Annotated in this window: 11 protein-coding genes; 2 read left to right on the top strand and 9 right to left on the bottom strand. The window is 45.1% G+C overall.

Annotation, left to right across the window (positions count from 1 at the left end):
- Positions 1–68: 68 nt before the first annotated feature.
- The 3 genes from pncB to FTU95_RS06565 form a co-directional block, all read right to left on the bottom strand.
- A complete protein-coding gene (gene pncB, locus FTU95_RS06575; protein ID WP_100357001.1) occupies positions 69–1,274 on the bottom strand; it encodes a nicotinate phosphoribosyltransferase in 1,206 nt (401 codons plus the stop codon).
- A 118-nt stretch (positions 1,275–1,392) separates the two neighbouring features.
- A complete protein-coding gene (locus tag FTU95_RS06570; RefSeq protein ID WP_100357002.1) occupies positions 1,393–1,923 on the bottom strand; it encodes an ankyrin repeat domain-containing protein in 531 nt (176 codons plus the stop codon).
- Between the two features lie 187 nt (positions 1,924–2,110).
- The gene (locus tag FTU95_RS06565; RefSeq protein WP_100329536.1) at positions 2,111–3,625 is read right to left on the bottom strand and encodes a catalase; all 1,515 of its coding nucleotides are present in this window, start codon (positions 3,623–3,625) and stop codon (positions 2,111–2,113) included.
- A 228-nt stretch (positions 3,626–3,853) separates the two neighbouring features.
- On the opposite strand from FTU95_RS06565, the gene dtd reads away from it, so the two are divergent.
- Entirely contained in the window at positions 3,854–4,294 is a 441-nt protein-coding gene (gene dtd, locus FTU95_RS06560; protein ID WP_005173326.1) for a D-aminoacyl-tRNA deacylase, read from the top strand.
- A 304-nt stretch (positions 4,295–4,598) separates the two neighbouring features.
- Here the strand turns inward: dtd and FTU95_RS06555 are convergent, their stop codons facing one another.
- The 3 genes from FTU95_RS06555 to serB all read right to left on the bottom strand — a co-directional run bounded on the left by FTU95_RS06555 (position 4,599) and on the right by serB (position 7,190).
- A complete protein-coding gene (locus FTU95_RS06555; protein WP_005173328.1) occupies positions 4,599–5,078 on the bottom strand; it encodes an SCP2 sterol-binding domain-containing protein in 480 nt (159 codons plus the stop codon).
- A gap of 140 nt (positions 5,079–5,218) precedes the next feature.
- Positions 5,219–5,554 (bottom strand): ciprofloxacin tolerance protein AciT, encoded by a 336-nt coding sequence (gene aciT / locus FTU95_RS06550; RefSeq protein ID WP_074383829.1) that lies wholly within the window; start codon positions 5,552–5,554, stop codon positions 5,219–5,221.
- Between the two features lie 415 nt (positions 5,555–5,969).
- Entirely contained in the window at positions 5,970–7,190 is a 1,221-nt protein-coding gene (gene serB, locus FTU95_RS06545) for a phosphoserine phosphatase SerB (RefSeq protein WP_074383828.1), read from the bottom strand.
- 77 nt (positions 7,191–7,267) lie between these two features.
- Between serB and FTU95_RS06540 the strand changes: the two genes are divergently transcribed.
- On the top strand, positions 7,268–8,521 hold the full coding sequence (locus tag FTU95_RS06540) for a hypothetical protein (RefSeq protein ID WP_005173336.1): 1,254 nt from the start codon (positions 7,268–7,270) through the stop codon (positions 8,519–8,521).
- A 128-nt stretch (positions 8,522–8,649) separates the two neighbouring features.
- On the opposite strand, the gene FTU95_RS06535 is transcribed toward FTU95_RS06540, so the two are convergent.
- From FTU95_RS06535 to mhpT, 3 genes are all read right to left on the bottom strand, one after another.
- Positions 8,650–9,624 (bottom strand): bile acid:sodium symporter family protein, encoded by a 975-nt coding sequence (locus FTU95_RS06535; RefSeq protein WP_005173337.1) that lies wholly within the window; start codon positions 9,622–9,624, stop codon positions 8,650–8,652.
- 128 nt (positions 9,625–9,752) lie between these two features.
- The gene (gene pncA, locus FTU95_RS06530) at positions 9,753–10,382 is read right to left on the bottom strand and encodes a bifunctional nicotinamidase/pyrazinamidase (protein WP_180077928.1); all 630 of its coding nucleotides are present in this window, start codon (positions 10,380–10,382) and stop codon (positions 9,753–9,755) included.
- Between the two features lie 195 nt (positions 10,383–10,577).
- Positions 10,578–11,783, bottom strand: coding sequence for a 3-(3-hydroxy-phenyl)propionate transporter MhpT (gene mhpT, locus FTU95_RS06525; RefSeq protein ID WP_005173339.1), 1,206 nt, complete (start codon positions 11,781–11,783; stop codon positions 10,578–10,580).
- Positions 11,784–11,859 lie beyond the last annotated feature (76 nt).

Genomic DNA, 11,859 nt, shown 5'->3' with positions numbered 1-11,859 from the left:
CCATCTCGTATAAAAAAACCGCCCCTGTAGCGAAGCGGTTTTTAAAATTGCTCATGTCTAAAATGTGCTTAAGCAGGTTCAGTGATCTCGAAAACCTGACGCAAATAAGCCAGGAAAGTATCATTATCAGTCATGGTTTTGCCTGGACTGTCCGAAATTTTTGCCACCGACTGACGGTTACATTCCACCAGTTTCAATACGATATTTAAGGGGGTTTGGCCCATGTCGTTGGTCAGGTTGGTGCCAATCCCGAAACTGACCTGAAAACGGTCTTTAAAGTATTGATGCAGTTTCCAGGCTTTTTCCAGATTCAGACCATCACTGAAAGTCAGCATTTTGGTTTTGCTGTCAATTTTCAGTTTTTTATAATGTGCATAGGCCTTGTCGCCCCAAACATAGGGATCGCCACTGTCATGACGCAGGCCGTCAAACAGTTTGGCAAAATACAGGTCAAAATCACGCAGGAAAGCATCCATACCGACCACATCAGTCAGGGCAATACCTAAATCACCACGATATTCCTGTACCCAGGTTTCCAGCGCAGATTTCTGGAAATTACGCAGACGCACGTCAAGCGCCTGAAATGCTTGCAGGAATTCATGCGCCATGGTGCCAATCGGGGTAATTCCCAATTCTTTCGCCAATAACACATTACTGGTACCACGGAAGACATGTGGTGCAGCCTTGTTGAATTCTTCTACCACATGCTTTTGCCATTCGAAACTATAACGGCGACGTGTTCCAAAATCCGACACTAAAAATGGCGGATCATGTGGATGTTGCGATGCATCGTATTCTTTTAATAATTGTATTTTCGCCTGTAAACGGCGCTCACCTTCAGCCAGCACTTCAGGACTACGGATCCGGCTAAAATACAGTTCATTGACAATTGCCAGTACGAAGATTTCAAACATCATCGCCTGAACCATCGGGCCTTCAATGGTGATATCTAAACGACCTTCGCTATCGATACTGGCCTGAATAAAACGGCGTTTCAGTTGAAACAGTTCCAGATAATCGACGAAATCGCTCTTGATAAAACGCAGACTTCTTAAATATTGCAACTCGTCTTCTTTGAAGTTGAGCTGACACAACAGATCAAGTTGATGATTGAGATCATCCAGAATATCCGTCAGTGGATAGACTGTATCTTCCAGATTACGACAACGGAAATGGTAGACACTATGCGTTTGCGGAAACTTGTGTAATACCACTTGTAACATGGTGAATTTGTACAAGTCAGTATCTAACAGGGAACGGATAATTGGAGCCATAACTAAGGAAATATCGCTGTGCTTATCTCAACATTAAAGCATAAAATTTTATGTAATATTGCAGGATTTACGTACAGCTAGCTGAATTCGCGACAAAAGTATCAGAGTATAATGGGTTTTATTTTGACAACTGGCCTTGGGTTTTCCCCTGTTCCTGAATGATTTTCTGCAGCTGTTTTTCCTGACCAATCACTTTGGCAAATTCAGCTGTGGTCTTTTGCCCGGTCTGCTTGGCTTGGACATCACAGTTGACCTGACGCAGCTGTTTGGCAATCGCAAATTCCATTTTAAACAGTGCCCCCATCAATGCGGTATTGCCTTTATTGTCGCGGGCGCAACGATCAGCCCCATGATTGAGCAAGGTCGTCACAATAGTTTGATGGCCATAATAGGTCGCCATCATCAGTGGGGTAAAACCGGCACTATTGCGTACATCAACCGGAAAACCATACTTTAGAAATTCATGAATCACTTCGTCATTGCCGGTTTTGGCTGCGGCAAAAAACAGCGCAATTAATTCCTGTTGTGAGCTCATCTGAACATTGTCCACAGTTTTAGCGGGGGAGATCTCCTTGGCGGTGGCCACGTTTGCGAATATGGAACCTATCGCGAGAATACTGGCTAAAACAGCATGCTGCATAGCTTTCATAATGAACTCCAACAGAAATCAAATAGAGACATGAATCGAAAATGATTCTATTCAGATTAGATAAGATGAGTAAAACGGAGTGCCTGTAGAACTCCCCCTAGGGTGCAGGAAAGGTTTGGAGTTCTACAGGACTTTGCGGAGGTGAATTCTTAAACCCTAGTCACCAATCCTGATCGACCAATCGAAATCAGTCTTTAAGTTGTGCTGCTTTGGCTTTGACCGTTGCGATGTTGCCCTTCACCGCTTTGGTCATACGTGTACCGTAGTCGGTATCTGCCTTGTAGAAATAAGACAACATGATGTGCTTGGTTTCTGAATCTTTTACTGCACCTAAGTCCGCAGCCAGGTTCATAATCAGGTCATCTTTCTCTTTGGCAGTATACGAACGGTACAGCTCACCTGCCTGCTTGAAGTTCTGCTCTTTCACACCGATTTGCTGTACATGACCCGATAATGGTGTTTGTACCGCACGTGCTTTTGCAGTTGCAGCTTTTGGCTCTTTGCGGCTTGGCTCATAGTTCACATCCGAATCACGCTCAGACACGTTCATATAACCTTCCTGGTTGTTGTTATTTACAGCAACCACTGGACGGTTCACCGGAATTTGCTGGTGATTCACACCCAGACGATACATTTGCGTATCTGAGTAAGAGAAGATACGGCCTTGTAGCAGACGGTCTTCCGATGGCTCAATACCCGGAACCAGATTACCTGGTGCAAATGCCGACTGTTCAGTCTCATTGAAGAAATTCTTTGGCATGCGGTTCAGGGTCAATGTCCCCACTTTCACTTCTGGAACTAAGTCAGTTGGCCAGATCTTGGTGGGATCAAGTGGATCAAAATCAAACTTGCCGAGATCTTTTGGATCCAGTACCTGGATATGCAGATCCCATTTCGGGAAGTTGCCGGCATAAATGTTGTTATAAAGATCATTGGTCAAGTGATTGAAGTCTTTGCCCTGTTGCACGGCAGCTTCTTTCACATTCAAACCCTTCACGCCTTGTTGCGAGCGGAAGTTGAATTTCACATATTTGTATTCGCCCTTGTCGTTATATAGCTTGTAAGCATGTACACCGAAACCGTCCTGTTCGCGGTAGCTAGTGGGCACACCTTGTTTGCCGTACACATAAGTCAGCATGTTGGTAGCCCATGGCTGGCTCGACAGGAAGTCAAATACACGGTTGGCATCTTGTACGTTTGTCACCGGGCTTGGCTTCATTGCATGAATGAAGTCCGGGAATTTGATCGCATCACGGATGAAGAATACCGGTGTCTGGTTACCGACCAGATCCCAATTCCCTTCTTGAGTATAGAACTTGATCGCGAAACCGTGCGGGTCACGCAGGGTTTCCGGTGAACCTTTACCATGAATTACCGTAGACATACGTACAAAAACTGGAGTTTTAGTACCGGTCTTGAATAGAGAAGCAATTGTTAAGTCAGACAGGTCTTTAGTTGCAACGAATTCACCATAAGCCCCTGTACCACGCGCATGTACCACACGCTCCGGAATACGCTCACGACCAAAACGTTGTAGTTTTTGTACCAATTGAACGTCTTGAAGCAAGACTGAACCATTTGGGCCTGCTGTGATTGAGTTCTGGTTATCACCGACTGGCGCACCATTGTCTTTAGTTAGAGGAGCAGCTTGTGTGGCTGTGACAGTTGCAAGCATTGCAACCAGTAATGAACGCTTAAACATTTCTAAATCTCTCAATTTATTACCTTTCCTGCAGGTGCTAAGATATATAAAAACTAAAAATTGTTAAAACAGATTATTTTTATCACTTCAATCGTTTTAATGAATTTATAAAAATTAATCAATTGATTTTCAAATATTTAAAACTCATAAAAATTAGCATCTGATACTGCTTCAGGTTTTATTCTTGCTACAATCACGCCCATCTATCGTTATCAGTCAATATGTAAAATGCGTGCCTTATTACAAAGAGTTTTAGAAGCTAAAGTCATGGTCGAGGGTGAAACCACGGGCGAAATAAATAAAGGAATTCTGGTTTTTCTGGGCCTGGGCAAGGACGACAATCTGGAAAAAGGTAAAAAGCTGATTGATAAGATATTGAAATACCGATTCTTTGATGATGAACAAGGCAAAATGGGCTGGAATGTCGGTCAGGCCGGAGGTGGTTTACTGCTGGTTTCGCAATTTACCCTGATGGCGCAAACCCAAAAAGGTTTACGTCCAGATTTTGGCCCTGCCATGCCACCTGCTGCTGCAAAAGAGCTGTATGAGCAACTGGTTGACTATGCAAAGTCACAATTTGAACATGTACAAACTGGTATTTTTGCAGCGGATATGAAAGTACATTTGGTCAATGATGGGCCGGTGACGTTTAATTTAGAAGTTGAATAGCGACATTATTTTCCACATTAAAAAGCCCTCAGATTCAGTAATCGAGATCAGGCAGGAAACTGTCTGGTTTTTTATTATTGTTATTCATAATGATATGGGGTAGCTGGAAACCTCATCCCCAACGGTCTGGGGCATCAGGTGTATTGTACCGCAAGATTAGAAAATAATTGTTTCTGCAAAAGATTTAAAAAATTAAGGAGCTTAGATCTAAACTCCCTAACTGACTGGCATTACCCAGATTGAAACTGGCTGAATCCTGCCCTCAGCCCTCCTTGAAAAAGGAGAGGAAGTCAGGAGCAGAGTTTTATTTACCCGTTTTTTCTTTAATAAACGCCCGGGCAAATTTAATTTTTTCTTTGACCGGTTTGGGCAATTTGGGTGGAATCATCTTCGCCACCTGGTTAAACCAGACCAGCAGGCCAAAGTCACCTTCCATTTTGATGGTGCCACTTTGCATACCGGTCATGAATGCTGTCGGGTCACCTTTGACCAAGGTCTTTACACCCTGTTCACTATCAGCAAACTGCAATACAAAATCTGCTTTCTCTGCATCACCTGAAACCGTCTCAATCTGGCCATTATTGACAATGATCTGACGTGCCATACCTTCATCTGTGCCAATCTGGATCCGGAATTGACGCTCATGTACCAGTTCAATAAATTTTGGGCTGGTACGTGCCAATTGCTTCATACGTAAAGCCAGACCCGCGACCAACAAGTCCAGTGGATCTGTACTCATATCAATAAGAGGAAGTTTTAACACAGGAATGGACGACAGTTTCATGGAGGATGCCTATTCTAATTGTACGAAAATTGACAAATATCCTAGCATAATTCTTGGCTAGGTTGATTAAGCAGTTTGTATCATATTTCTAAGCTAAAAAATGCACCCGTGGGTGCATTTTTTCTTTGCGATTTGTAGACTTAACGGCTCGAAAGCTGCTGCTGATCATCTTCATAGACTGGCGTATGTTCGATACAACGGCGTTTTGCCAAGGCACGCTCTGCACGACGGTCTTCACGCAATAATAAGAAAGTGACCACCATCATGACTGCTGTCAATGCACTCAGATAGCTATAGGTCATTGGCAGATCAAACCAGGCTTGTGTGCCTACACGAATCATCTCAATCAAGCCCCAGACCAACATCCCGGCTGCCATAAAACTCAACCAGCGACGATAAGGCGAGAAGAACACAGCAACTACAGCTGCAGCGACTAAACTGAAGCCCACGATCGTTGCTAAATTCGCTGTTACCATATAAACCCCTCCATCCAAATAGATAGTTTGCCTGTTTGATATTGCAACGGTTCTATCTATTGAATTTCGTTCAATCAATAAAATGGAATCTGTTGATTTGTATCTCTATGCCTGCATTATGCTGAGTTTTTTGCATAAAAAAAGTCCTGTGATCTGGTCTCACGACATACTTTGTCGCGATATTATATTGTCATTACATTTTTTGCTTTTGGCATTTTTGTGGATCAATGACTGCGTCAATGTTGGCGTGTCATTACAAAATTATCAGGGCTGTTATTGACTGAAAAAATTATTTTTCCGTTTAAGATGATCGATGTTTTTATAGTCAACCTTCTCTGCTGGCTTGGTCACCCTGGTTCAAAGGCAATCAAAAAACGCGACCCTGAGGTCGCGTTTATTCTATCAAAAATAGTGTTTATGCCTGATTCAGGTCTTTATCGTGTACCCCGAGCAGATACAGCACGCCATCCAGACCGACACTGGAAATCGCCTGCGTGGCATTTTGACGCACCAGTGGCTTGGCACGGAAAGCCACACCGAGTCCTGCAATCGATAACATTGGCAAGTCATTGGCACCATCACCGACTGCAATGGTCTGTTCCAGGGAAATTCCCATCTCTTTGGCAATTTCGCCAAGCAATAAAGCTTTACGCGCGCCATCAACAATATGACCTTTGACTTCACCCGTGACTACACCATCCTGAACATCAAGCGCATTGGCATGCACTTCATCAATATCCAGTTTGCCTTGCAGATATTCGGCAAAGTACTGAAAACCACCCGACAGAATTGCAGTACGGTAACCCAATGCTTTCAAAGTCGAAATCAGGCGTTCAGCACCCTCGGTAATGGTCAGGCGCTCGGCAATTTTCGGCAGTACCGATGCATCCATGCCTTTCAATAAAGCCACACGGGCACGGAAACTGGCCTGAAAATCAAGTTCACCCTGCATGGCGCGTTCGGTGATTTCAGCAACCTGCGCACCGACCCCTGCTTCAATCGCCAGTTCATCAATCACTTCCTGTTCGATCAGGGTCGAGTCCATATCAAAGCAGACCAGACGGCGGTTACGGCGATAGGCATTGTCTTCCTGAACCGCAACATCGACATTCAGTTCACTGGACAAACGCAAACAGGCAGCACGCATGGCTGCGGCATCCAGCATTTGTCCTTTTAAACCAAATTCGATACAGGCACGTTTCGGACCGGTACTGCTGCCATCCAGGGCCGGACGGCCAGACAGACGGGTTACGGTTTCAATATTAAAACCCTGAGCCGAGACAATCTGGGTCACGGCCTGCAAATGAGAGGCATTTAATTCAGGGGCCAATGCCGTTACGATATAACGTGTGCGCCCACCCTCTTTGACCCACTGATCATATTCAGTCGCAGAGATCGGTTTAAAGCGCACAGTTAACCCGATATCATGTGCTAGAATCAGGATTTCCTTCATGGCTAATGCTGTCGCCGTTTGGTCATCAGACGCTACAACAATACCTAAGGTTAACTGATTATGAATAACCGCTTGCCCCACATCTAAAATCTGTAGGGAATGGGCGGACAAAACCTGCATTAATCGTGTAAATTGATTAGGCTGGTCAGGTCCTAAAAATGATATAAGAATGATTTCTCGCATGAATTGACTCGGGTCTGAGCTACAACTATTGTTAGAATCATAATCGAAATTGAACAGAATTGCCTTGGAAGTTTACGTTGAATGCGCCTAGACAAGGGCTATTTGCTAGCCTATTGATTGTAAGTTTTGCTCTGCATACCTTTTTACTGGTATTGGCAACCACTCACCAACTGAATGAAAACCGCACCAGTCAGGGGCAGCTGATCACCAGTCAACTGGTGACAGACAGCCTGTCCGAGCTGGAACCCGCCAATCGTGTTTCTCTGGCTTTGCTGGCAAATCGTTATGCGACCAACCCGAGTGTGGCTTCGATTCGAATTCTGGATGCGAAAGGTCAGGTTTTAGCCACCGGTGGACTGACCAAAACTCGTGATGGTGAAGTTTTTGTCCGTGATGCACTGCAAAACGAGAAAAAAGTCGGTCTGATTGAAATCACCCTGATTGAGCCAAGTATGGGTGAAATTCTGCGGACGCAATGGCTGGCGATTCTGTTCTCTTTCATTATTCATGCTTTGATTTGGGTGGCGTACCGCGCGATCGCGCGTCCTAGCCGAACCGAATATCTGGCACGCATTAACAATGAATCCCGTTTAAAATTCGAGATTCAGACCCTGACCCAAGCTCTGGAACAGGAAAAGCACAATGCTGCGCTGGCCATTGCCCAAGCCCAGCAGGCAGTAAAAAATAAAGCCAAAGAAAAAGAACATAAGCCAGCTGTACTGGAAAGCGATAGCCTGAGCTTGAATATCCAGTTCTATGATCCAAAACAGTTACTCGATAGCGTGAATAAAACCGTATCGGTGCCTTATTTCAACCTGTGTCAGATTTTCCTGAATAAAGCCACTGAACTCTGTGTGCAGCGCTACAAACTGAATGGCAGTGATATTAGTACTGTGCATAAATTTGATGAAAAAGGTGCCACTATCAGCATTGCGGCAGACAAGCCAAATGCCTTGGCCTGCCTGACCATGATCAGTGCGGTATTCCAGTTACTCTCTGAGGTACTGTATAAACGCTATCGTGAAGAAAAACGTTTTGTACTGCAAACCCGTAGTGCAATTGCGTCTAAAGTCGAGGAGATGCAGCTCAGCTCGGTGCAGGCCTCTGAGCGTCTTAGCCAGCACCTGGTCGCAAAAGAAAGTGCCTTACATGTCCCGAATAGCTTGCTGAAAGATGTGAGCGAACATTTCCAGCTGGTCAGTATGCCGAATCCAACCAATGTCCTGACCCGTCATGCCTTTGTGGTAAATGGCATGGATGCAGAAACGGCTGAACTGGCACAGACTTTTAGAACCGAGATTTTAAAATCCAAACAGTCCAAAGCCTCATAAAGGTTGTACAGTACAAAGCCCGACTTTAAATCGGGCTTTTTTATGCGCAGAATTTTTAAGCTGTTACTCGTCAAGTTCTATTATTCAGCGCCTTGCAGCAATTAAAATCACTGCCGCATTTTAAAACTCTAGCTGTCTGTATCCAGATTTTGCTTTGGCTCTAATGTCGTTACCCTGCTTTTGGCTGCCCAATAGGTGGCCAGAGCTGGCCCTGAAATATTGTGCCATAAGCTAAAGATTGCACTGGGCAAAGCCGTAAGTGGAGAAGCTGCAAAATGGGTCGCAGCCAAAGCCACACCCAGACCCGAATTCTGCATTCCCACCTCAATCGATACCGCACGACAGTCTATTTCCGCCAGCTTAAAGATACGACTGGCCCAATAACCCAGCAAATAACCGAGACCATTATGCAAGACCACAATCCCCAAGATCAGTAGTCCAGATTGCAAAATCTGAGCTTTGCTGCCGGCAATAATTGCTGCCACAATCGCGACAATGGCAATCACAGAAATCAGCGGCATCACCTGAATATAGGCATTTACTTTTTGCTTGAGCAGACTCCGTACAATCAAGCCCAGAAGAATTGGAAATAGCACCACTTGTAGAATCGACACCAGCATGGATAAGGCATTGATCTCGATCCATTGGCTGGCCAAGAGATAAAAAATCGCAGGGGTCAGAATCGGAGCCAATAAGGTTGAGACGGAAGTACAGGCCACAGACAGAGCAGTATTGCCTTTGGCCATATAGGTAATGACATTGGAGGCAGTACCACCCGGACAGCAACCGACCAGTATCACCCCGATCGCAATTTCCGGCGGCAACTGGAACAATTGACACAAGAGAAAAGCCAGACCCGGCATCACTACAAACTGGGCCACGACCCCAATCCCGACAGCTTTCGGACTTTGTAGCACACTTTTAAAATCGCCTACGGTCATGGTCATGCCCATACCAAACATGATAATGCCCAGCATCCATGGAATATAAGCGCGTAACCAGACAAAGCCCTCGGGCAGCATTAAGGCAATGCCGGAAAACAGCAGCACCCATAAAGCAAAGGTTTTTTGGACAAATTGGCTAAACTGGAGCAAGGCTGACATGGGGTTCATCCAGGGGTACAAAGGGAGAATAATAACAAGATAAAACAGGCATCTCTCAATACCAGAAATCTGAAGATTTAAATGCGCCGAAGATCAAATAAATATCCGAAGCGCATCATGATAAAATTTTAAACCGGCTGAACGATATCTTTGGTATAGATGCGTTTTACCCCATGCGCCAGCATATCTTGCCAAGCATGTTGCAAGGAACCATTCAGATCAATGCCCTTGCTGGCATCGGCAATGACAAAGGTCTTAAAGCCCATTTTGCAGGCATCGATGGCGGTCCAAGCCACACAGAAATCGGTAGCAATCCCAACCACAAATACCGTATCAATACCACGTTCACGCAGATAGCCGGCCAAACCTGTTGTGGTTTTCTGATCTGCTTCCATAAAGGCGGAATAACTGTCAATCCGGGAATCAAAACCCTTGCGAATAATCAGTTGCGCTTGCGGTAAATTTAAATCCGGATGCAACTCGGCATCTACTGTCCCCTGCACACAATGCTTTGGCCATAAAACCTGAGTGCCATAATCCAGCTGAATGCTGTCATAAGCCGCTTTAGCGGGGTGATTGTCTGCAAAAGAAATATGGTTTTCTGGATGCCAGTCCTGCGTCAGGATAATATTTTGAAAATACTGCCCCAATAAATTGATATTGGGGATAATCTGGTCAGCATTGGCCACTGCCAGATTACCCCCTGGGGTAAATCCTCTTTGTACATCTACGACCAGCAAAGCGATATTATTTTGCATGTATTTTCATCCATTGAAATCTCGATTTATGTCCAAGCATAGCGCAAATTGTTATCGGATTTTTAGAGCGACTGCTAAAAACCCTGTGACTGCATATTCTGATTCTGCCTGTTTTTAACCGCACTGCGGATCTGATTCCTTGAATTTTAAACACAAAAAAGCCTGCAAAAGCAGGCTTTTTCAAATCTTGGCCTATTACACTTTGGTACGGTTCACCAGGAATAGCATACACAGTGCAGAGATGATGATACATGGGATTGCGGCTGTAATTACCCCTGCGGCACCAAAACCTGCCACCAGGAGCTGACCTGCGATGACTGGGCCTAGCATGGCACCAATACGACCGACTGCAGAAGCAACACCGACACCGGTACCGCGCACTTCTGTTGGATACACGATACTACCGAAGGCATAAAGTACACCCTGACAGCCAATTACGAAGGCACCTGCCAATGCTGCTGCCATATACATCTGGTTCAGTGAGCTTGCACCATTTAGTGCCAATAGACCTGCAAGAATACCGCCGTACATCAACAGGATCACATACGCTTTTTTCCAGCGATCGGTCAGCATACCCAGGATAATTGTACCAATCGTCGCCGTGACCATGAAGTAGAACTGTGCGGTTGAACCATCCTTACGGCTAAAGCCAAGTTCCATAAACAATGAGGGTAACCAGCTCAACATGATGTAAACCACCATCAGCGTAAAGAAGTAGCTGATCCAGATGCACATGGTACGTAACAGGTTGTCCGAATTAAACAGGTCCTTAAATGAACCTTGTGGTGCAACGGCAAGTTCTGCTGCAGTTTTGTTCTGTGTTTTCAGGTATTCCTTCGATTCAGGCAAAAATAGCATCATCAATGGAATTGCAAAAATCGGTAACAAGCCGCCCAGATAGAAAACATTTTTCCAGTTGGCACCAAATTCAGTCGCAGCAATTAAAGATAAAATCGCAGCACCCACAGGCATACCGCAATACATCAAGCCGACTGCACGACCACGATTTTGCGGCGATACCGCTTCAGAAGCGAGTGTGATGAGAATCGGCATCGCACCGCCCAGACCTGCTCCGGCCAGAAAACGTACTGCCAGCAGACTGTTAAAGCTATTGACCCAGACTGTACATAAAGTGAATATGGCAAATGTGGCTGTCGACCAGATCAACACTTTCTTACGGCCGATACGGTCTGCAAATCGACCGCCGATCAGTGCACCGGGTAATAAACCCAGAATCCCTGCACTAAAAAACACACCCAACTGGGAACTATCGAGACCGAAGTGTTCACGCACACCGGCTGCAGCAATACCAGCAGCCTGAATATCCAAGCCTTCAATCACCGCTATCAGAAAACAGATGGCGACCGTGACGATAGCATGCTTATTGTCTGATTTTTCCATTGGATTATCCTTGTTCAATCAGCGTTACAAAAGAAAGACCATCATCTATGAGCCTGAGCGCAGAAATAACTATCAA

The sequence above is a fragment of the Acinetobacter sp. YH12208 genome (assembly GCF_013418055.1).
Taxonomy (GTDB): Bacteria; Pseudomonadota; Gammaproteobacteria; order Pseudomonadales; family Moraxellaceae; genus Acinetobacter; species Acinetobacter pseudolwoffii.
This window is presented reverse-complemented; position numbering and strand designations above follow the sequence as displayed.